The organism is Polaribacter aquimarinus, assembly GCF_003129485.1.
Taxonomy (GTDB): Bacteria; Bacteroidota; Bacteroidia; order Flavobacteriales; family Flavobacteriaceae; genus Polaribacter; species Polaribacter aquimarinus.
The window spans coordinates 350014-371902 of the sequence record NZ_QFFG01000002.1 but is presented as its reverse complement, the minus strand read 5'-3'; the positions used below and the strand labels follow the sequence as shown (position 1 = coordinate 371902).

General features: G+C 29.4%; 26 protein-coding genes. 19 read left to right on the top strand and 7 right to left on the bottom strand.

Annotated features, from left to right (window positions below; genetic code table 11):
* Window positions 1–9: 9 nt before the first annotated feature.
* On the top strand, window positions 10–1587 hold the full coding sequence (gene atpA / locus DIS07_RS05105; protein ID WP_109404155.1) for a F0F1 ATP synthase subunit alpha: 1578 nt from the start codon (window positions 10–12) through the stop codon (window positions 1585–1587).
* Window positions 1588–1636: 49 nt separating this feature from the next.
* Window positions 1637–2503, top strand: coding sequence for an ATP synthase F1 subunit gamma (atpG, locus tag DIS07_RS05100; RefSeq protein WP_109404154.1), 867 nt, complete (start codon window positions 1637–1639; stop codon window positions 2501–2503).
* A 60-nt stretch (window positions 2504–2563) separates the two neighbouring features.
* Here atpG and DIS07_RS05095 read toward each other — a convergent pair whose 3' ends face one another.
* Window positions 2564–2920 (bottom strand): hypothetical protein, encoded by a 357-nt coding sequence (locus DIS07_RS05095; protein WP_109404153.1) that lies wholly within the window; start codon window positions 2918–2920, stop codon window positions 2564–2566.
* Window positions 2921–3087: 167 nt separating this feature from the next.
* Here DIS07_RS05095 and DIS07_RS05090 point away from each other — a divergent pair, with 167 nt between their 5' ends.
* The 6 genes from DIS07_RS05090 (at window position 3088) to DIS07_RS05065 (ending at window position 8191) form a co-directional block, all read left to right on the top strand.
* Window positions 3088–3540, top strand: a complete 453-nt coding sequence (locus tag DIS07_RS05090; RefSeq protein ID WP_109404152.1) for a hypothetical protein — start codon at window positions 3088–3090, stop codon at window positions 3538–3540.
* A 111-nt stretch (window positions 3541–3651) separates the two neighbouring features.
* Window positions 3652–4584 (top strand): hypothetical protein, encoded by a 933-nt coding sequence (locus DIS07_RS05085; protein ID WP_109404151.1) that lies wholly within the window; start codon window positions 3652–3654, stop codon window positions 4582–4584.
* 172 nt (window positions 4585–4756) lie between these two features.
* Window positions 4757–5509, top strand: a complete 753-nt coding sequence (locus DIS07_RS05080; RefSeq protein WP_109404150.1) for an SDR family NAD(P)-dependent oxidoreductase — start codon at window positions 4757–4759, stop codon at window positions 5507–5509.
* A 3-nt stretch (window positions 5510–5512) separates the two neighbouring features.
* Window positions 5513–6376 carry an aldo/keto reductase gene (locus DIS07_RS05075; RefSeq protein ID WP_109404149.1) on the top strand — a complete coding sequence of 288 codons (864 nt, stop codon included), beginning with the start codon at window positions 5513–5515 and terminating at the stop codon, window positions 6374–6376.
* Between the two features lie 2 nt (window positions 6377–6378).
* Window positions 6379–7521, top strand: a complete 1143-nt coding sequence (locus tag DIS07_RS05070; protein ID WP_109404148.1) for an ATP-binding protein — start codon at window positions 6379–6381, stop codon at window positions 7519–7521.
* A 52-nt stretch (window positions 7522–7573) separates the two neighbouring features.
* The gene (locus DIS07_RS05065) at window positions 7574–8191 is read left to right on the top strand and encodes a class I SAM-dependent methyltransferase (RefSeq protein WP_109404554.1); all 618 of its coding nucleotides are present in this window, start codon (window positions 7574–7576) and stop codon (window positions 8189–8191) included.
* A 64-nt stretch (window positions 8192–8255) separates the two neighbouring features.
* Here the strand turns inward: DIS07_RS05065 and DIS07_RS05060 are convergent, their stop codons facing one another.
* The gene (locus tag DIS07_RS05060; RefSeq protein ID WP_109404147.1) at window positions 8256–9002 is read right to left on the bottom strand and encodes a uroporphyrinogen-III synthase; all 747 of its coding nucleotides are present in this window, start codon (window positions 9000–9002) and stop codon (window positions 8256–8258) included.
* A 19-nt stretch (window positions 9003–9021) separates the two neighbouring features.
* Complete coding sequence (locus tag DIS07_RS15245) at window positions 9022–9690, bottom strand: DUF4271 domain-containing protein (protein WP_353888577.1); 669 nt, start codon at window positions 9688–9690, stop codon at window positions 9022–9024.
* 56 nt (window positions 9691–9746) lie between these two features.
* Between DIS07_RS15245 and DIS07_RS05050 the strand changes: the two genes are divergently transcribed.
* From DIS07_RS05050 to DIS07_RS05040, 3 genes are read left to right on the top strand one after another with little or no spacing between them, the layout of a single operon-like run.
* Entirely contained in the window at window positions 9747–10469 is a 723-nt protein-coding gene (locus DIS07_RS05050) for a polyprenol monophosphomannose synthase (protein ID WP_109404145.1), read from the top strand.
* Between the two features lie 7 nt (window positions 10470–10476).
* Window positions 10477–11814, top strand: coding sequence for a dihydroorotase (locus DIS07_RS05045; protein ID WP_109404144.1), 1338 nt, complete (start codon window positions 10477–10479; stop codon window positions 11812–11814).
* A gap of 1 nt (window position 11815) precedes the next feature.
* Window positions 11816–12244 (top strand): DUF4296 domain-containing protein, encoded by a 429-nt coding sequence (locus tag DIS07_RS05040; protein WP_109404143.1) that lies wholly within the window; start codon window positions 11816–11818, stop codon window positions 12242–12244.
* On the opposite strand, the gene DIS07_RS05035 is transcribed toward DIS07_RS05040, so the two are convergent.
* Window positions 12231–13232 carry an NAD-dependent epimerase/dehydratase family protein gene (locus DIS07_RS05035; RefSeq protein ID WP_109404142.1) on the bottom strand — a complete coding sequence of 334 codons (1002 nt, stop codon included), beginning with the start codon at window positions 13230–13232 and terminating at the stop codon, window positions 12231–12233. The genes DIS07_RS05040 and DIS07_RS05035 overlap by 14 nt on opposite strands.
* 59 nt (window positions 13233–13291) lie before the next feature.
* Here DIS07_RS05035 and tyrS point away from each other — a divergent pair, with 59 nt between their 5' ends.
* Both tyrS and DIS07_RS05025 read left to right on the top strand, forming a co-directional pair.
* Window positions 13292–14590, top strand: coding sequence for a tyrosine--tRNA ligase (gene tyrS / locus DIS07_RS05030; RefSeq protein WP_181374559.1), 1299 nt, complete (start codon window positions 13292–13294; stop codon window positions 14588–14590).
* A gap of 2 nt (window positions 14591–14592) precedes the next feature.
* Window positions 14593–15369 carry a sterol desaturase family protein gene (locus DIS07_RS05025; RefSeq protein ID WP_235869096.1) on the top strand — a complete coding sequence of 259 codons (777 nt, stop codon included), beginning with the start codon at window positions 14593–14595 and terminating at the stop codon, window positions 15367–15369.
* A gap of 46 nt (window positions 15370–15415) precedes the next feature.
* Here the strand turns inward: DIS07_RS05025 and DIS07_RS05020 are convergent, their stop codons facing one another.
* Window positions 15416–15859, bottom strand: coding sequence for a YHS domain-containing (seleno)protein (locus DIS07_RS05020; RefSeq protein ID WP_109404140.1), 444 nt, complete (start codon window positions 15857–15859; stop codon window positions 15416–15418).
* Between the two features lie 71 nt (window positions 15860–15930).
* Window positions 15931–16905 carry a LuxE/PaaK family acyltransferase gene (locus tag DIS07_RS05015; RefSeq protein WP_109404552.1) on the bottom strand — a complete coding sequence of 325 codons (975 nt, stop codon included), beginning with the start codon at window positions 16903–16905 and terminating at the stop codon, window positions 15931–15933.
* A 61-nt stretch (window positions 16906–16966) separates the two neighbouring features.
* On the opposite strand from DIS07_RS05015, the gene DIS07_RS05010 reads away from it, so the two are divergent.
* The 6 genes from DIS07_RS05010 to DIS07_RS04985 all read left to right on the top strand — a co-directional run bounded on the left by DIS07_RS05010 (window position 16967) and on the right by DIS07_RS04985 (window position 20774).
* Window positions 16967–17311: a DUF4377 domain-containing protein gene (locus DIS07_RS05010; RefSeq protein ID WP_109404551.1), complete on the top strand. Its 345-nt coding sequence runs from the start codon at window positions 16967–16969 to the stop codon at window positions 17309–17311.
* A gap of 2 nt (window positions 17312–17313) precedes the next feature.
* Window positions 17314–18006, top strand: a complete 693-nt coding sequence (locus tag DIS07_RS05005; RefSeq protein WP_109404139.1) for a hypothetical protein — start codon at window positions 17314–17316, stop codon at window positions 18004–18006.
* Between the two features lie 13 nt (window positions 18007–18019).
* On the top strand, window positions 18020–18424 hold the full coding sequence (locus DIS07_RS05000; protein ID WP_109404138.1) for a hypothetical protein: 405 nt from the start codon (window positions 18020–18022) through the stop codon (window positions 18422–18424).
* Between the two features lie 4 nt (window positions 18425–18428).
* A complete protein-coding gene (locus DIS07_RS04995; RefSeq protein ID WP_109404137.1) occupies window positions 18429–18971 on the top strand; it encodes an RNA polymerase sigma factor in 543 nt (180 codons plus the stop codon).
* A gap of 3 nt (window positions 18972–18974) precedes the next feature.
* On the top strand, window positions 18975–20309 hold the full coding sequence (locus DIS07_RS04990) for an outer membrane beta-barrel protein (RefSeq protein WP_109404136.1): 1335 nt from the start codon (window positions 18975–18977) through the stop codon (window positions 20307–20309).
* Window positions 20310–20429: 120 nt separating this feature from the next.
* Complete coding sequence (locus DIS07_RS04985) at window positions 20430–20774, top strand: hypothetical protein (RefSeq protein WP_109404135.1); 345 nt, start codon at window positions 20430–20432, stop codon at window positions 20772–20774.
* Here DIS07_RS04985 and DIS07_RS04980 read toward each other — a convergent pair.
* Window positions 20762–21835: an isoaspartyl peptidase/L-asparaginase family protein gene (locus DIS07_RS04980; protein ID WP_109404134.1), complete on the bottom strand. Its 1074-nt coding sequence runs from the start codon at window positions 21833–21835 to the stop codon at window positions 20762–20764. The two genes, DIS07_RS04985 and DIS07_RS04980, sit on opposite strands and share 13 nt — an antisense overlap.
* Between the last annotated feature and the right edge of the window lie 54 nt (window positions 21836–21889).

The following is a 21889-nucleotide window of genomic DNA, read 5'->3' as shown; positions in this document are numbered from 1 at the left end:
TTATAAAAGATGGCAAGTATTAAACCAGCTGAAGTATCAGCAATTTTAAAACAACAGTTAACAAATTTTGAAGCAAAAGCTACTTTAAACGAAGTAGGAACTGTGTTACAAGTAGGAGATGGAATTGCACGTGTTTACGGTCTTTCAAATGTTCAATATGGAGAATTAGTAGAATTCGAAAATGGATTAGAAGGTATCGTATTAAACTTAGAAGAAGATAATGCAGGTGTTGTATTATTAGGAGCCTCTACATCAGTAAAAGAAGGTTCTACAGTTAAACGTACAGAAAGAATTGCTTCTTTACAAGCAGGAGAGGGAGTTGTTGGACGTGTGCTAGATACTTTAGGAAACCCAATTGATGGTAAAGGACCTATTAAAGGAAAGACTTATCAAATGCCTTTAGAGCGTAGAGCTCCTGGGGTTATTTTTAGAGAGCCTGTAACAGAGCCATTACAAACGGGTATTAAATCTATTGATGCAATGATTCCTGTGGGTAGAGGTCAACGTGAGTTGATTATTGGAGACCGTCAAACAGGTAAATCTACAGTTGCTATTGATACCATCTTAAACCAAAAAGAATTTTTCGATGCTGGTGAGCCAGTATATTGTATATACGTTGCAGTAGGGCAAAAAGCATCTACAGTTGCAGCAATTGCAAATATGTTAGAAGAAAAAGGAGCCTTAGCGTATACTACAATTGTAGCAGCAAATGCATCTGACCCTGCAGCAATGCAAGTTTATGCACCATTTGCAGGAGCAGCAATTGGAGAGTACTTTAGAGATACAGGTAGACCAGCTTTAATTATTTATGATGATTTATCTAAACAAGCTGTAGCATACCGTGAAATTTCTTTATTATTAAGAAGACCTCCAGGACGTGAGGCATATCCTGGTGATGTATTTTACTTACACTCTAGATTATTAGAGCGTGCTGCAAAAGTGATTAATGATGATAAGATTGCTAGCGAAATGAACGATTTACCAGATTCTTTAAAAAGTATTGTAAAAGGTGGAGGTTCTTTAACTGCATTACCAATTATCGAAACACAAGCAGGAGACGTATCAGCATATATTCCAACAAACGTAATTTCGATTACAGATGGACAAATCTTCTTAGATGGAGATTTATTTAACTCTGGTGTTCGTCCAGCAATTAACGTAGGTATTTCTGTATCGCGTGTTGGTGGTAACGCTCAGATTAAATCAATGAAAAAAGTATCAGGTACATTAAAATTAGATCAAGCTCAGTTCCGTGAATTAGAAGCGTTTGCTAAGTTTGGTTCAGATTTAGATGCTGCAACAATGAGTGTAATTTCTAAAGGTCAACGTAATGTTGAAATCTTAAAGCAAGCTCAAAATGATCCTTTTGCTGTAGAAGACCAAGTAGCAATTATCTATGCTGGTTCTAAGAACTTATTAAAAGATGTTCCTGTAGACCAAGTAAAGAAATTCGAAAAAGATTATATCGATTACTTAAACGCAAAACATAGAGATACTTTAGATGTATTAAAATCTGGCAAATTAACACCAGAAGCAACTGCTGTTTTAGAAGCTGCTGCATCAGAGATTTCAACGCATTTTGCATAAAAAATAGTTGTCATTCCCGCGAAAGCGGGAATCTCAAAATTTCAATAGAATGGCAAACTTAAAAGAAATACGTAATAGAATTACCTCTATTAAATCAACAATGCAGATTACATCTGCCATGAAAATGGTATCTGCTGCAAAGTTGAAAAAAGCACAAGATGCTATTACGGCAATGAGACCGTATTCATCTAAACTAACTGAATTGTTGCAAAATTTAAGTGCAACTTTAGATAGTGATGCTGGTGGAGTATATTCTACACAAAGAGAAGTTTCTAAAGTTTTATTAGTAGTAGTAACGTCTAATAGAGGTTTGTGTGGTGGTTTTAACTCATCTATCTCTAAAGAAGTTATTAAAACTGTAGAAGAGAAATATAGCAATGTTGAAGTAGATTTATTTTCTATTGGTAAAAAAGGAACAGATACTTTATCAAAACAATTTAATGTTGTTGCTACAAGAAATGACATTTTTGATGATTTAACTTTTGATAACGTTGCTGCAATTGCAGAAAAGTTAATGAGTTTATTTGCTGAAGGGACTTATGATAAAATTGAATTGGTTTACAATCAATTTAAAAACGCGGCTACTCAATTGCCACAAGTAGAACAATTTTTACCAATTAAACCAATTGAAGGGGGAGATGCATCAGCTATAAATTCTGATTACATTTTTGAGCCATCAAAATTAGAAATTGTAGAAGCTTTAATACCAAAGTCTTTAAAAACGCAATTATATAAAGGAATTAGAGATAGTTTTGCATCAGAACACGGAGCACGTATGACTGCAATGCACAAAGCAACAGACAATGCAAAAGAACTAAGAGACGAATTGTTATTAACATATAACAAAGCACGTCAAGCAGCAATTACCAACGAAATCTTAGAGATTGTTGGTGGGGCTGAAGCCTTAAATAACTAAAATTATCTTTAGATATAAAAAAAAGCTTTACTGAAACAGTAAAGCTTTTTTTTATAATTTTTAAAAATTAAAAATTGTTCCAGAATGGCTCGCACAATGCCATGAAAAAGGAGCATAGTAGCAAGCTTTAGCTGTGTAAGATAACTTCAAGTTACGCGCATCAAATTTTAAAGTAATTGAAGCTTTAACAATAGCTAAAGATAAAGATAAAGTTACACTAGGGTTTTTTGCTGATAATGTTGCACTTCCCATAGACATACCAGCTAGTGATACAGAAATAGTTACTGTTTCATCTTGTTTGTTTAAAGAATAACAGACTTTTAAATCAATTGGAGATCCTACAATAGTTATACAACCTCCTTGTAAATGAGATAGGATATCACCTTGTTCTACATTCATGTGTGTTAAATGACTCATAATATTATATGTTTAAGTTAATAATAATGTAAAACTAAAGCATTATAAAACAAGGGTTTAGAGTATTTGTACGTAAAATTTTAAATAAGAGTATATCTATATTTTTCTTTAAATTAGTAGGTATAATAACTTGGTACAAGATTTGATTTACTTTATAAAAAGAAAGAATGAAAACAATTAAAATTTTATTAACAACTCTAATAGTTTTTGGTTTTACACAATGTAGAAGCTCAAAGTTTGACCAAACACCACCTTTTAAAATACTTAAAGCTACTTATACAAATTGGATGGGTGGACAACCAAGTGTTAAGAGTACAAAAGTAGAAATTCACTTATCTAAAAGCAATATAACATCATTTAATACATTATACTTTAACAAGCAAAAAGCTAACTTTGAAATAATAAAACTAAAAGAGAAAACTGTATTAATTGCTCATTTTAATACATCTATAAAAAGAGATATTATTTTAAACGCAGACCCTACTAAAGAACTTAAAAATGAGTTCCCAATAAGCATAAAATTACCGTTTGAGTTAAAAAAAGATGAAGCTATAATTAGTTATAAAGAGAATAATAATATAAGATATTTTAAACTAAAAAATTTAAAAGAAGTAAAATAGATTTTAGTTAAAGTATTGATAATGAAAACATAAACCACTTTTATAAAAGTGGTTTATTATTTTTGGCACGCAATTTGAATATTCTTAAGCATAACCGTAAAACGAAAGCTTATGAAATCAATAAAACTACTTTTCGCAACCCTAATTATAGGATCTTTTTTAAGCTCTTGTACAGTTTTTTTAGAAGACAACATTATTGTAGATGATTTCTCTTTAGAAGAAATTGTTTCTGGTCATGATTTGTGGTACATAGATTACCATAGAACAAACGGTAACGGAGATATTCCTTATGTTTCAAAAGCATTTACATTATCATTTGTAAACGGTACTTTATATGCTAATAACAATATTGTAGATATTGGTAGAACTGGAAATGGTTTAGGAATAGATGTTGGAACTTACAATACATTTAACGGACTTTTAGAAACAAATCACGATATGGATGGTGCAAATGATTTTGAAATAACTGTTTTATCAAATAACGAAATAAGTCTTTATAATTATAGACAAAACGTAAATTACTATTTAATAGGGTATCAAGTAAATGAGTTTGATTATGATAAACTGTTTTACGAAAACATAGAATACTTTTTGCAAGAATATATTGCTTGGAAAAAAGTAGATGCTCAAGGAGGAATTCCAAATGCATTTGATGATGAAAACCATTTAGCTTTTACACCAGAAAATATAACAACCTTTTATAGTTCTCAAGATGATTTTGGCACGCAAGTTGATTATATTAATTGGAACTATGTTGGAGGATATGAAATCTTTGATGTTACAGGTTACGAAGATCTTAAAATTTTAACATTGAATTATGATGGTGGAGATATCGAAGAGTTCGAATTAAGCGTTATTAATGATGGAAAAATACGTTTATATAATGTAAACTCAGAAACAACGTACGATTTTTCAGGAAGAGGGTTTGTACAATATCTAAAAGGAGGAAAATCTAAAAAAGAAGCTAAAGATATTGTAAGGAATGATAACAGAAAACGTACTAAAATAATAAGAAAAACAAAGAATAGAAGAAATTTAAAATAAAGTTTGGTTAGTTGATTTTTGGTTGGTTATTTCTCAATAACCAATTGAAAGAGAAACCGTCCTGAGGAGGACGGTTTTTTCTTGTTCATAATTTATGAAAAATTAACTTCTATTAATAGCTTCTAAATTGCTCAATTTTATACTTTTAAGAATTAAATAATGTCAGGTATTTATGAATAAAACAGCATTTATTACAGGCGCTACATCTGGAATTGGAAAAGCAACTGCAGAAATTTTTGCCAAAAACAACATCCGATTAATTCTTTGCGGAAGAAGATTAGAAAGATTACATCAACTGCAAGAAAAATTAAGCAACCTAACAGAAGTTATTATTTTACAATTTGATGTTTCTAAAAGAGAAGAAGTAAATAAAGCAATTAGTTCTCTTCCAGAGAATTTTGCACAAGTTGATATTCTTATAAATAATGCAGGTAATGCCCATGGTTTGTCAACTATTCAAGATGGAAATTTAGACGATTGGGATGCAATGATGGATATTAATGTTAAAGGATTACTCTATGTGTCAAAAGCCATAATTCCTCAAATGACAAAAAGAAACGATGGTTTTGTTGTGAATATTGGTTCTATAGCTGGTAAAGAAGTGTATCCAAACGGAAATGTATATTGTGCCTCAAAACACGCTGTAAATGCTTTAAATAAGGCTATGAGAATAGATTTAAATAAACATAATATTCGTGTATCAGGAATTCATCCAGGAGCAGTGGCAACCGAGTTTTCTGAAGTTCGTTTTAAAGGCGATAGCAAAAAAGCAAAAGCTGTTTATACAGGGTATCAGGCACTGCAAGCAGAAGATATTGCAGATATTATTTATTTTGTAATATCAAGACCTTATCATGTTAACATAGAGGATTTAGTAGTATATCCAACTGCTCAGGCTAGTGCAACAATTTTGAATAAAGATTAGAAAATGGTAAAATCAGAAATTGTAATTGGATGTATGTCTTGGGGCAAATGGGGAAAACAACTTTCTACCAAAGCACAAATTGAAATGATTCAGTTTTGTGTTAAAAATGGTAATACAACTTTTGATCATGCAGATATTTATGGAGATTATACTACAGAAGCAGAGTTTGGTAAAGCACTCTTAGAATCTGGAGTTTCACGCAAAAAAATACAGTTGGTTTCTAAATGTGGAATACAATTAAAAGATGGGATTAGAAATCATAAAATAAAACATTATAATTATACAAAAGAGTACATTATTAAGAGTGTAAATCAATCGTTACTGAATCTAAAAACAGATTATTTAGATACATTTTTATTACATAGACCAAGTCCTTTAATGCAAGCAGAAGAAATTGCAGAAGCTATTTTAGAACTAAAAGAATGTAAAAAAATTATCAATTTTGGAGTATCTAATTTTACGCCTTCCCAAATTGATTTACTCGCGGATAAAATGTCTGTTCAAACAAATCAAATTGAGTTTTCTTTAACCCAAAATTTGGCAATGAATAATGGGAGTTTAGATCAAATGTTGCAAAAAAATATACAACCAATGTGTTGGAGCCCTTTAGGGAGTGTCTTCAGAAAAGAGAATCAACAATCAAAAAGGATTTTAAATGTTCTTCAAAAATTGAAAAAAAAATACTTGGTTTCTGAAGATGTGCTCTTATTATCTTGGATTTTAAAGCATCCTGCAAAAATTTCTCCTGTTATAGGAACCACCAATAAAGACAGAATTTTAAATGCAAATAAAGCGCTTACAGTAGATTTAGATTTAGAAGATTGGTTTGAGTTATTGGAGGCTAGTACAGGAATAGAAACTGCATAAAAATGATTAATAAAAGACTTTTAATCAAAAACCTGCTTTCTCATAACGATGAGAATAGCTTTTATGACAAAAAACAAAAATTATCACTAGAATCTAAAGACGGAAAAGCTAAATTTTTAAAGCATATTTGTGCACTTTCCAATTCCAATCCATTTAACAATTCTTATATTGTTATTGGAGTAGAAGACACTGAAAATAAAATTATTGGTGTCGATTTTTTTGATGATAGCAAAATACAAAATTTGGTAAATGCTTATCTAGAAAATCCTCCAAAAATTGAATACGAAAATGTTCCTTTTCCAAGATTACCTAGACATAAAGTAATTGGTTTGGTAACCATTCACCCAAACAATAAAATTACATCTCTTAAAAAAAACGCATGGAAATATCGAAAAGGAACAGCTTTTTATAGAAGAGGAAGTAATTCTATGCCTATTTCTAAAAGTTTTGAGTTGCGTAATTCTAATACAGCAATAGTTGATGCCATAGAAAACAATGCACGTAACAATATCGAGTTGACGTTAGATGGTGTTTTCGACTTCATCAATAATCATAAACCACGATACAACCCAAAATATAAAGTATTTAATGAACAATTTGTATTGTGTTGGGCTGGCGAAAAAAAAATAATTAACAATCAAGAGTATTTTACTAGGGTAGACATAGAACTGATTAATGAGCAAGTAAAACTCTTTTTTTCTGCCTTAGATGATGTTCAGATTTCCTATAATCAGAAATCTTTTATTGTTACTGAGTATATTTTTTTAGGCTTAGAAAAACAAGAAAAACTTTATCCTTTAGAGAAAACAATTATAAATTTTAAAGAAAATGGAAAACATGATATAGTAAAAGAGTTTTTGTTTAAACCTCCAAAATTCGATGCTTCTATTATTCATCATATTTACATCAGCAATTCTTTAATTGTTTCAAAAATAGATAAAGGAATATTACTTTCTGATGCAGAACGTAAAGATGTTTTAAATTTACCAACTAACTTTTTAATTTGCTATTTGCATGGGTTTTTAGAAGTTACAGAACAGTTAAAAAAAGCAAAAAACTATATAAAAACTATAGAAGATAAAACCACCTACATAAAGTATAAAGAAGCGATGAGAGTTATTCGAAAAGTGAAATATAATAATTAATGTTTTGAGTTCATTAAAAAAAAGTAAAACTCCCTGGCCAACACAACAAGCTATGGAGCAAGTCTATAAAATGAAACTTTGGGGTAAGAATAATACCAGATTTTATTCTGGAGAGGGTTCTCACAATCCTAAAATTGTAAATCCTTACCTTAATGTTGTTGCTGACTTTTTGAACTCTTTTAAAAATCCACTAACGGTTTGCGATTTAGGTTGTGGAGATTTTAATATAGGTAAGCATTTGGTAGACTTTACAAAACATTATTTTGCGATTGATATAGTTCCTCAGTTGATAAAACACAATAAAGAAAAGTATCAAAAACCTAACTTAGAGTTTTTGTGTTTGGATATTTCTAAAGAAGATATTCCTGAAGCAGATTGTGTAATTCTAAGACAGGTTTTACAACATTTATCTAATGAAGAAGTACTAAGTATAACAAAAAAGCTAAAAAATTATAAATACGTTATTTTAACAGAGCATTTGCCTAATGGAGAATTTACGCCCAATAAAGATATTATTTCTGGACAAGGAATTCGATTAAAAAAACAAAGTGGTATCGATTTACTTTGTGCTCCTTATTATTTAGAAATTAAAGGCCAAAAAGAGTTATCAAAAATTCACTTAGAAAATACAAAAGGTATTATAAAAACAGTATGTTATAAAACAAGATGATGGGAGAAGTGTTTTAAATCAAAAAACCGAACAATTCTGTTCGGTTTTTCAAAAAAAGTAAAATTTACTTCTTATTTACTTCTTTAATATATTTATCTAAAGCCATTGTCATAGAAGGTGTTTCTGGTGTTGGTGCTGTAATATCGCACTTTAAACCTGCTTCTGTAGCTGCTCTTACCGTAGAATTACCAAAAACGGCTATTCTTGTATTGTTTTGTTTAAAATTCGGGAAATTCTTTAATAAAGATTCAATTCCAGAAGGACTAAAGAATACCAAAACATCATAAAATACATTTTCTAAATCTGATAAATCGCTTACAACAGTTCTATATAAATCTGCTCTCGTCCATTTAATTCCTAATTTATCTAACTCAGCAGGAATTAAAGGTTTTAGCTTATCTGAAGACGGTAATAAAAAGTTTTCAGTTTTGTGTTTTTTAATCAATTTTGTTAGTTCAGGAAAAGTTCTTTTACCTACATAAATCTTACGCTTTCTATATACTACATATTTTTGCAAGTAATAAGCAACAGCTTCTGATTGACAGAAATATTTCATGTCATCTGGAACCTTAAAGCGCATTTCTTCTGCGATTCTAAAGAAATGATCTACTGCATTTCTACTAGTTAAAATTATTGCAGAAAAATTTTTCAAATCTATTTTTTGACCTCTAACCTCTTTCACAGGAATTCCTTCTACATGAATAAAAGGTCTAAAATCTATTTTTACCTTTTGTTTGTCCGATAAATCAAAATAAGGAGATGTTTCTGCTTTCGGTTCAGGTTGCGATACTAATATCGTTTTCACTTTCATACGCTTTCGTTTTATAGTATTAAAACATCAATTTAAACAAAATCAATAGCGGTGCTATTTCGAAGGCGCAAAGGTACAAAATAAAATAAAACAACTTACTAAAAATCAGCTTTTTGTTGTTGAAAAAATGAAGTAGAAAACGAGTAAAAAATAAAAGTATGGAAAAAAAGAGTAAAAAACGAGTGCTTAATTGCGAATATTGCACTAAAACCACACCTAAAAATAGAAAAAAACAAATGGAATATAAGTAGCTAAATTTAGAGACTAAGAAAAAACGAACTCTTTTTTTTATTTTAAAAACAATAGAAAGTAAGTATTCAATTCCCCATTTAATCATAAAATAGAAAAACACAGATAAAAAAATTATGCAAAAAGAAAAAAAACTATTGGTAAATTGCTTTGAGTAAAAAATTAAAAAATTATACAAAACCATTGATAAAACTAAGCCAGAAAATAATGAAATAAATATCTGAAAAGAATTAAAATAACTAGTATCTTCCTCAACCTCATCCTCTATAAAACTTTTTGATAGTAAAGAAAAAGCATAGCCTTTTAATTTTTCAGGATTCGTTAATTTTAAAACAAAAATCACCAACAACAGAATCATAAAAATAATGGTTATCCAATAGTTGTTAGAGTATGTTCTTTCTAGTGCTTGCAACGTTCTTGTTTTGTTTAAGATTAACACAAAATTAGTAATAATTTGGTGTATATTTGTCTTACTTACTACATGATTATTTTTTTATGTCGGACGCATTAGTCATTATTCCTACTTATAACGAAAAAGAAAACATCGAAGCTATTATAAAAACTGTTTTCGAGCAAGAGAAAAATTTTGATATTCTTGTGGTTGATGACAATTCACCAGATGGAACAGCTAAGATTGTAGAAAATTTAATGATTGAGTTTCCTAATCAACTTTTTATCGAAAAAAGAAAAGGTAAAAATGGATTAGGTACTGCTTATATTCATGGTTTTAAATGGGCTTTAGCCAGAAAATATGAATACATTATTGAAATGGATGCTGATTTTTCTCACAATCCCAAAGATTTGGTAAGGTTATACAATGCTTGTCATATAGAAGGAGGTGATGTTTCAGTTGGATCAAGATATGTAGATAACCAAGTAAATGTAGTGAATTGGGATATTAAGCGACTATTACTTTCTTATTTTGCTTCTAAGTATGTGCGTTTTGTAACGAGGATTCCGGTATTTGATACCACGGCGGGTTTTGTTTGTTGGAAACGTAATGTTTTAGAAACTATACAATTAGATAAAATAAAATTTATTGGCTATGCTTTTCAGATAGAAATGAAATTTAAAGCATGGAAGCATAAATTTAACATAAAAGAAGTATCGGTAATATTTACAGATAGAGATTTAGGTGCTTCAAAAATGAGTGGGAATATTGTTTCAGAAGCGCTTTTTGGAGTAATAAAAATGAGATTAAAAGGATTGCCAAAATAAAGGAACTATGAGTACTTATTTAATAAAGAATGCAACTATAGTTAATGAAAACAAAACTTTTTTAAGTGATGTTTTTATAGAAAATGAAATTATAAAAGAAATTTCAAACAATATCATTGCACCCGAAAATACAGAAATTATTGATGCTACAGGAAAATATCTAATACCAGGATTTATTGATGACCAAGTGCATTTTAGAGAACCTGGTTTAACACATAAAGCAAATATTGCTTCAGAAAGTAGAGCAGCAGCAGCAGGTGGAATAACAACTTTTATAGAACAACCCAACACAGTTCCACAAGCTACGACTCAAGAATTATTAGAAAATAAATTTGAAATTGCTTCAAAAACATCTTATGTTAACTATTCTTTTATGTTTGGAGGTACGAATACCAATTTAGAAGAATTACTAAAAACCGATCCAAAAAAAGTAGCAGGTATTAAATTATTCTTAGGTTCATCTACTGGAAATATGTTGGTTGATGATGTAGAAGTTTTAGAAAAGATTTTCTTATCAACAAAAATGATTATCTCTGTTCATTGTGAAGACGAAGCAACCATCAGAAAAAATACAGCAGAGTTTAAAGAAAAATACGGAGATGACATTCCAATTAAATATCATCCCGTTATTAGGAGTGAAGAAGCGTGTTACATCTCGTCTGCAAAAGCAATAGAGTTGGCAAAAAAAACAGGCGCTCGTTTGCATATTTTTCACGTTTCTACAGCCAAAGAAACAGAACTGTTCAGAAATGATATTCCGTTAGAAGAAAAACAAATTACTGCTGAAGTTTGTATTCATCATTTATGGTTTAACGATACAAATTATGAAGAAAAAGGAACATTAATTAAGTGGAATCCTGCTGTAAAAACCGAAAAAGACAGATTAGGCTTATGGGAAGCTTTATTAGATGATAGAATTGATGTTTTAGCTACAGATCATGCACCTCATACACTAGAAGAAAAAAGTAATGTTTATACCAAGGCTCCTAGTGGTGGTCCTCTAGTACAACATGCAGTTACAGCAATTTTAGAAAAGGTGAAAGAAGGTGTGATTCCTATAGAAAAAGCTGTTGAAAAAATGAGTCATAATCCTGCTAAATTATTTCAAATTAAAAAACGCGGCTTTATTAAAAAAGGGTTTTATGCTGATTTAGTTTTAATTGATCCAAATAAATCACAAACGATTTCTAAAGATAATATTTTATACAAATGTGGTTGGTCTCCTTTTGAAGGAACAACATTTTCATCAACCATAACACATACTTTTGTAAATGGTAATTTGATATATAATGAAGGTGTTTTTAATGAGGAAATTAAAGGAAAACGTTTGACATTTAATCGTTAAAATGAAAAAAATAAGTACTTTTTTAATGTTTGTATTCTTATTATCTTGTACAAGTAATACAATTTTTGAAAAACCTAAAGATTTAATTCCAAAAGACACAATGAGTCTTTTAATTGAAGATTTATTGCTTGCAAATGCTGCAAAATATATCAAAAACAAAAATTTAGAAAACCAAATAAATTATGTTCCATTGGTTTACAATAAATATAAAATAGATAGTATTAGGTTTACCAGTAGTAGTTTTTATTATGCCTCAGTTATAGATACTTATAAAGAAATTATAGAAGATGCAAAAAACAGTTTAGAAAAGAAAAAAAGGTATTATACTAAATTAAAAACTCAGCTTGATTCTATTAGACGAGATTCAATATCAAAATCTAAAAAAAATTTAACAAAGCTAGAAACAATTAAAGACTCTAATCTTGAGTAAAATCTTTGCTAATACTTGTTATAACAGGATTAATTTTTTCTAACTGAAAATTTAAACGTTTTTCAATTTTTTCTGAAGAATATTTTGAAATTGAATGCGCACTTCTTGCAGAATACTTTGAAATTAGAGGCTCTTTTCCTGTAAATTTTGATACAACCCAAGCAAACCTCCAAAAGATTGCTGTTTGCCAAGATTTAATTTGTATTGATGGTCTTTTTTTACCAAAAGCATCTGCAATCAAAAAGAAAATGTCTTTAAACGATTTATTTTCTGAAACTAAAATGAATCGTTCGTTCTTAATTGTTGAATCCATTAATTGTATCATAGCTTTTACAACATCTTTTACTCCAACAAAACCTGTAATTCCTTCTGTGTAAAATTTAAATCCATTAAAAACTTGAGAAAACAATTTACCAGAACCCGCATTAAAAAAACCACTTCCTAAAATTACACCAGGATTTACAATTACTACCTCAACTCCTTCTTGACTTGCTCTCCAAACTTCCATTTCTGCGCCAAATTTGGTTATTGAATATCCGTTATTATCTGCTTCTTTATTCCATTCGTTTTCTTCTGTAATTAAGTTTCCATTTAAGGAATTCCCAACAGATGCAATAGAACCTACAAAACATAATTTTTTAATTTTAGCGTCAATAGAAAGATTTACCACAATTGCAGTTCCGTGAATATTCACTTTTCGCATTTCTATATAATCTTTCGGATTAAAAGAAATGAGTGCTGCACAATGATATACTTTTTCAACATCAATAAAAGCAGGAATCATAGATGGCACATCAGTAATATCTGCTTTAAACCACTCTATTTTAGAAAATAATGAATCATCATCCGCATAAAAAGAAAAGACCTCTTTGGTTTTATTCACCTTGTCTTCAGAACGATAAGTAGCGCGTACTTTTTCATCATTTTTTATCAAATGATATAACAAATGTGCGCCAACTAAACCTGTTCCTCCTGTGACTAAAATCATACTGCTAATTTAGATTTTTTTCATTGATAAATGTATCTTTGCCATCTGATAAATTTACAATGATGAAAAACTTTATTGAGGAATTAAAATGGAGAGGAATGTTGCACGATAGCATGCCAACAACAGAAGAACATTTGTTAGAAAGTATGCGAAGTGCTTATGTAGGTTTTGACCCAACTTCAGATTCTTTACATATTGGTAATTTGGTTCCTATTATGTTATTGGCACATTTTCAAAGATGTGGACATCAACCTATAGCTTTAGTTGGAGGTGCAACTGGTATGATTGGAGATCCTTCTGGTAAATCTGCAGAACGTAATTTATTGGATGAAAAAACATTACGTCATAATCAAGAAGCTATTAAAGCACAGTTAAGTCACTTTTTAGATTTTACTTCTGATGCTGATAATGCTGCTGTTTTAGTGAATAATTACGATTGGATGAAAGATTTTTCGTTCTTAGAATTTATTAGAGATGTTGGAAAACACATCACTGTAAATTATATGATGGCTAAAGATTCTGTAAAAAACAGAATTGGTACAGAATCTAAAGAAGGAATGTCTTTTACCGAGTTTACCTATCAATTAGTGCAGGGTTATGATTTCTTGCATTTATATCAAAATAACAACGCTTCTATTCAAATGGGAGGTTCTGACCAGTGGGGAAATATTACCACAGGAACAGAATTAATTAGAAGAATTGGTGGCGGTAAAGGATATGCAATTACTTGTCCTTTAATCACAAAATCTGATGGTTCTAAATTCGGAAAATCTGAAGGTGGAAATGTTTGGTTAGATGCCAAAAGAACATCACCTTATAAATTTTACCAATACTGGTTAAATGCTTCTGATGAAGATGCAGAGAAGTATATTAAAATCTTTACGTTTCTAGACAAAGAAACCATTGATGCTTTAATTGCAGAACACACAGAAACTCCACATTTACGTTTGTTACAAAAGAAAATTGGTGAAGAAGTTACTGTATTGGTTCATGGAGAGGAAGCTTTAGAAAATGCCATAAAAGCTTCTAACATTTTATTTGGAAAATCTACTGCTTCTGATTTAAAATCATTAGACGAACAAACTTTTTTAGATGTGTTTGATGGTGTACCACAAGCCTCTGTAACTTCTGCTGATATTGAAGAAGGTTTGGATATGATTGGTGCTTTAGCTGCCAAAACCAACTTCTTAAAATCGAATGGTGAAGCAAGAAGAGCGTTAAAAGAAAATGCAATTTCTGTAAATAAAGAAAAGGTTAAAGAAGATTTTACGATTTCTAAAGCAGATTTAATTGCTAATAAATACGTATTATTACAAAGAGGTAAAAAGAATTACTTTTTATTGAATGTAACCGATTAAAAATGATAACGCCAATAGAAGAACTAGATTTTAGCAACCTTTTTGCAGTTGTTATAACCATTCTTCTATTGGCGTTTTTTGTTTTTATTAGATATTTAGTTTTCTCTGGAGCCTATCATTTTTTCTTTTTCAATCTCTTTAAAAAGAAATTTCAAAAACGATTTTTAAGCAAGAAAAAGCTAAAAAGGAAACAGTTACTCAAAGAAATTTATTGGTCTACTTTAAGCGGACTCATTTTTGCCGTTTTTATGGTTTTGTGTTACTATTTATGGAGCATAAACGCCACTTTAATTTACACAGACATTTCTAAATACACTCTTTTGTATGTACCTTTAAGTGTTTTTCTTTTTTTGTTTTTACAAGACACTTATTATTATTGGGCTCATAGATGGATGCATCACCCAAAAGTGTATAAATACGTGCATTTAGTGCATCATAAAAGCATTCATACTTCTGTATGGACTTCTTTTTCTTTTCATCCTTTAGAAACCATTTTACAAGCACTTTTTTTACCACTCATCATTTCTATTTTGCCAATGCATTTTTATGTAATCATTGCAGTTTTAAGTATTATGACAATTTCTGCTACCATAAATCATGCTGGTGTAGAAATTTATCCTTCAGGAAAATTTGGAAAATGGTTTCAACTTATTTTTATTGGAGCTACCCATCACGATAAACATCATACCAAATTCAATTATAATTACGGATTGTATTTTACTTTTTGGGATAGAATAATGAAAACAGAGTTTGAAGTAAAAACAAAAAGAGCAGAATAAATTCTGCTCTTTTCTAATAGATTATTTACAAACTCCCCCAAGTTTGCTATCTATTTTTTTTTATTTTTTGCCAATTTTTATCCGCTTTTTTCTTGATTTCATCTGCACCTTCTTCTTGCCAAAGTTTTAGTGTATTTGTGCCCCAAGCATTGTAAAACAAATACAATTTACCTTCTCTAATTTCGAAAGTTTTAGGGTTTATGGATACTTTTTCTCCTTTTACACCAATGGCATAGGCACAATAACCACCGTAAGCAGGAATGTATTTTTTTGGTGATTTTTTAAAAGTTTCTAAGTTTTCTTTTGTAGAAAACTTGAATTTTACTCCATCATAAGTTGTGGCAAATTTTTTATCTCCTTTTATAACTTTGTCATTAAAATAAGCAACTACATCATAACCTTGGGCAACATATCCTTTTTTTACATTATAGTCTTGTGCAAAAAAAGTAGTGGAAATAGTAAGTAGAAATAGTGTGATAAACGTTTTCATTTGTCGAATTTTAGACCATAGTCGATGAAAACAAGAATGAATTACACTTTTTGTTAATTATTTTTAAAAATTTATAACACCATCAAATTACAACCACGAATATCAGAATTGTCAAAGCGTCCAATAATTTCAAAGGTTCCGTTTTGATAGACTTTTCCTAAATCTTGTGTGGCAATAAAAGAACAAGAATTATAATTCGCCAAATCAATTACGTTAATTCCGCCTGTTTTTCCTGATTGCTGAATGGTTAACGCGTCTTCTGTATCTCTGGTTAGAATTTTCATCCAAGGAGGTGTTTCAAAAACGCCATTTCCTTTAGAATATCCTTGACTTAACAGTTCTGTCATTCCGTATTCTGAGTGAATGTTGTCCACACCAAAACCGTTTTGTAAAATCTGATGTAATTCTTGACGAACTAATTCTTTTCTTTTGCCTTTCATTCCTCCAGTTTCCATAATTATGGTGTTTTTTAGGTTGAATTGTTGTTGTTCTACCAAATCTAACAATGCAAAAGAAACTCCTATTAGCAACACTTTTTGACCTTTTTCGTCTAATTCTATGAGTTTTTCAGTTAATTCTTGCAAATTATTGAGGTAAAACCCACTTTCTGAATTCTTTGTTTTTTTAATTAAATCATCCACCATAAAAACCAAAGAAGAACCTATTCTTTCTAAATAATTAGGTAACAATGCCAGCACTACATAGTCTGTGATTTTTCCATAAAAATTTGCAAATCCTTTTAAGTAACTTTCTTTATAAACTTCGATGTCTGTTACGTAGTGTTTGCTAGTGGTTTGTCCTGTTGTGCCAGAACTGGTAAAGGTTTCTTGTACTTCATCTAAAGAAGAGATTACTTTTCTGCTTTTGAAAAATTGAATCGGCAAAAACGGAATTTCTTCTACTTTTTTAACATCGGAAGGATGCATATATAACAAGTCGCAAAAAGAACGATACACCTTATTATTTTTAAACTGATGCCTAAAAATTTCTATAGTAATTTGAGTAAAATCTTTTTCAGATTGTATGCTGAAAATTCGTTCTTTCATAATTTTTACAAAAATACCATTATTCAACGCAACCTTTTTAAATTTTTTACATCTTGTAGATATGAAAGTAATTTTTATCTTTTTTTCGATTGTTTTTTTAACTTCTTGTCCAAATGAAACAGGTATTTTAGAAGTTGAGAAAACTTTAATAATTGCATCCAAAAAAGTAGAATGTGTAGGTGTAAGTAGCCAACAATGTTTTTTAATAAAAGAAAACGAACAACAAAGTTGGGAATATTTTTATGACTCAATTAATGATTTTAATTACGAAGAAGGTTTTGAATATGTAATTTTAGTAATAGAAGAAGAAATCGAAAATCCCCCTCAAGATGCATCATCAATTAAATATTCTCTTGTAAAGGTTATTTCTAAAATTAAAAAAACTTCAGAAAATTTACCCAATTAATTATGAAACTTAAAAGCCTCTTTGTTCTTTTTTTTTCAGTTGTAATTCTTTCTTGCGAAAGCAATGAAACGGTTATAAATTCAGATAATTTATTAATAGGTTATTGGGTAGAACCTAGTTATAATGGAGAAATTACAACTTTTAAAAGAAGTAGTTCAATGCCAAAAGAAAGTTATGGTATGAGCTTTAATGCAAATAATATATTCATCGAACGTACTTCTGGCTTTTGCGGAACACCACCCCTTACTTATTTTAATGTTCAAGGAACATTCGAATTAGAAAATACAATTATTAGTATATCTACTAATAGTTATCCCAGTAATTTTGCCTGGAGAATTGTATCTATTTCAGAAACAGAATTAGTGGTTAAAAGAGAGATTACAGATCAAGAAAAGGAGCATAGAAAGTTAATGGATTTGTTTAATGACATTAGCAATTTAGCCTATTCAAAAGCATGCTCTAATTCATTAGATTGGTCATATGTGGCTTATGGTGTTAAGGCTTGTGGAGGACCACAAGGTTACATACCTTATTCAAAAAATATAGATACCAAAGCCTTTTTAAAAAAGGTAGAAGAATATTCGAAAGCAGAAAAAGAATTTAATATTAAATGGGGAATTGCTTCAGATTGTGCTGTTGTAAATCCTCCCAAAAGCATAGAATGCAAAAATAATTACCCAATTTTAAAATATTAATAAACAATTATAAATGAAGAAAATTATTATACTTTTATTAGGAGTGCTTGTGTTGACCTCTTGTTTAGAAAGTAATGATAGAATAAATTTTGATTATGAGCTTTTGCCAATTGATGAGTATACAGTTCCAAACTCTTTTACACTAGGAGAAAAAGACACAGTTAATTTAAAATATACTTTTAAAAACGGATGTTATAGCTTAGATAATGTGTATTACGAATACCAAGATACAGCTAGAATAGTTGCTATTAGTGCCTTGGTAGAGTTAGATAAAGCTTGTACAGAAGCAATCGTACAATATGAATATAATTTAATTGTAACAGCAACCCAAGAAGAAGATTATGTGTTTAAATTTTGGAAAGGAAAAGATAGTAATGGTGAAAATATTTTTGATGAAGTGATAGTTCCTGTAAATTAGACGCATCAAACTAAAAGAACTCATAGCAAAATGTTGCCAACAAGAATTGGCTGCTCAATCAGAATTATATCAATTATATGCTGATGTTCTTTTTACGTTGTGTTTAAAATACTCGAAGAATTATCAAGATGCAGAAGATACATTACAAGATAGTTTTATTACTATTTTTGATAAAATTAAACAATACAAAAATAAAGGTTCTTTTGAAGGTTGGTTAAAACGGATTACAATTCGAACAGCTATTCAAAAATATAGAGATAAAGCACCTTTACAAATTATAAAAGAATTGCCTTTTAAAGAAGAGGTAGAAGAATTAAATATAGAAAATACAACTCTCAGTCTAGATGTTTTATTAGATTTTATTCAACAATTACCAGATAGATATAGATTAGTTTTTAACTTATATGTTTTGGATAGTTATTCTCATAAAGAGATTGCAGAATTACTTAACATTACTCAAGGAACATCAAAATCGAATCTGTCTAGAGCTAGAAAAATATTAAAAGAAAAGTTAGAAATTCATCAGAAAAAAATAAAAGAAGCTTAAACAATGAACAATAAAGATTTAGATAGGTTATTTCAAGAGAAACTCAAAAATTTGGAGGCAACTCCAAATGCAAGGGTATGGAATAATATTGAATCTAAACTAAAAAAGAACAAAAGAAGAGTTGTTCCCTTTTGGTGGTATGCAAGCGGAGTTGCGGCTTTATTTATTTTAGGCCTTTATCTATTTCCTTTTTCTAATAATGATGATATTCTTGACAAAAATGATTCCAAAATTATAATAACTGAAGCTCCAAAAGAAGCAAAAGAAACAGATGTTGTTACTAAAAATAATTCTATAATTCAACAAAAAAATGACCAAGAAAAAGTAAGAATTGTTAATGAAAAAAGAACCTTTATTAAAGGTTATGCTAAAAAGAAAGAAACTCTTAAAAAATCTGATGAAACAAAGAAGTTAGTTAGCAGAAAAAACGCTATGAAAAAGAATTTTTTAGCTAACAATTCTTTAGATAAAAACGAAATCAAGATTGCGAATAAGAAAGAAATTGAAAGTTTGAATAACAAAGAGGTTACTAAAAAAGAAAAAAACAAAATTATAGAGAATAAATCACTAACAAAAAAAGTTAATTTTTCTAAATTTATTAATAATAAAGATACTGTTATAATCACAAAATCTAAAAAAAATAAATGGGCAATTTCTCCTGTTTTTGGGTTTTTAAATTCAAATTCTTTTACAAATACCTCTCCAATAGAAAAAAACCCATCGAACTCTACAACTGGTAAAAGTTCTTTTTCTTTCGGTGTTCAGGTAGGGTATCAAATAAATAAAAAATGGAGCATACAAACGGGTATTCATAGACAACAAGTAAGCTATACTAATAGTAAAGTAACGATATTTCCTTCCGTTTCATCAAGTACATCGGTTGTAATTTTAGACAATAGTTCTAGTTTTTCACTTGAAAAAATCCAAAATCAAAACTCTAATATTTCAGATGGTTCTAAAGTAATTATTCCTAGTTTAAGGGGAGATTTAAATCAAACTTTTGGTTATATAGAAATTCCTTTTGAAATTAAATATCGTTTTTTGAGTATTAAAAAATTCGATACTCAAATTGTAGCAGGCTTTAGTTCATTGTTTTTAAATAAAAATGAAATAAATTTAAAGACACAATTTCAATCTGAATTTGGAAGAGTGAATAACTTAAATAATATAAACTTTAGTGGAAACTTTGGTTTTGACTTTAATTATTTAGTATCAAAAAAATGGTCTATTAACTTTAATCCAATGTTTAAAACTCAATTAAATACATTTAGTAATAATGCTAATGGATTTTCTCCATTTAACATTGGACTTTATACTGGCGTTAGATATCGATTTTAACCTTTTAACGCTTTTTTTTTAACATTTAACTTTTTTTTTAATTGTTTTAACGAAAAATTTTAACGATAATTTAATTAACTATTTAATTTTGTGTTACTGATTTTAAATTAGAAAAAGAAAATGACGTTTTTAGCAACTACATATAGAACCCTAAGCGGAACTAAAGAAATTATAGAAATACCTAACAAAAAAGAAACAGAATGGGTTATTTATGAGAATGGAAAACCTAAATATTATACTGATTTTTATGACTTAGAAATAGAATCTAATGCGATGATGAACAGTTTGGTATTATGTACAAAAAGATCTTTAGATGAAGTTTTAGAACTTATAAATAAAAAAAACGATATCAAATTATCTGTTCCAAAAATTTCGCGTTTAGGTTTTAAAAAGAAAATTAAGTCTGTAGAAAAAGAATTAGATTTAGAACCTATACCAGAAAAATGGTTAGCCTATTCTTTATAGATTTTTACAGTTAGTTTCCCTTTATCATCCATAGAAGCTCTATACATTCCTGCTGTATTAAATTCAAAAGACATATTTCCTTCTTTATCTAAAGCTACAACACCGCCTGTGCCACCAAGTTTAGTAAGCTTGTTTTGTATAACATCTTTTGTGGCTTCTTTTAAAGTTTTTTGTTGATATTCCATTTGTGCAGAAATATCATAAGCAACTTGACTTCTAATAAAGTATTCTCCCCAACCTGTAGATGAAACCCCACACGTTCTATTATTAGCATAGGTTCCAGAACCAATAATTGGAGCGTCTCCAATTCTTCCCCATCTTTTATTGGTCATTCCACCTGTTGATGTTCCTGCAGCAATATTCCCCTGTTTATCTAAAGCTACACAACCTACAGTTCCGAACTTTGCATTTTTAATATCTGCATCATAAAAAGCAGCTTTTTTGTTATTATGATCTAACTCAGTTTTATTTCTGTTTTTTATTTTTTGTAGAGAATTGTAACGTCTATCTGTGTAAAAATAACTTGGGTCAACAATTTTTAGCCCTTTTTCTTTAGCAAATTTAGAAGCGCCTTTTCCTGAAAGCATTACATGGTCTGAATCTGTCATTATTTTAATCGCCAACTCTATTGGACTTTTTACATTTGTAACTCCTGCAACTGCTCCTGCATTTAGGGTTTTTCCATCCATAAAAGAAGCATCTAATTCGTTGGTTTCTTCATGGGTAAATACAGCACCTTTTCCAGCATTAAACAATGGAGATTCTTCCATGACTTGAATAGTTTTCATCACTGCATCTTGGCAAGTCCCTCCATTTTCTAATATTGCATATCCTCGTTTTATAGCTTCCTCTAGTTTTGCTTTATAAGCAGCTTCTTTTTCTGCAGACATATTTTTCTTTAAAATTGTTCCAGCTCCTCCATGAATAATAATTGCAAAATCATTAACTTTTTTATTTGTTGTAATATCTGAATCTATATCAACATCATAATTTTGTTTTGACTTTGGTTTACAACATAAAATTAAAGTAATTGATAAAACTAAAAATGTTATTCTCTTCATTTTAATTGTTATTTATTAAACAAATTGCATGTTTTTGTTTAATTTATTTGTTTG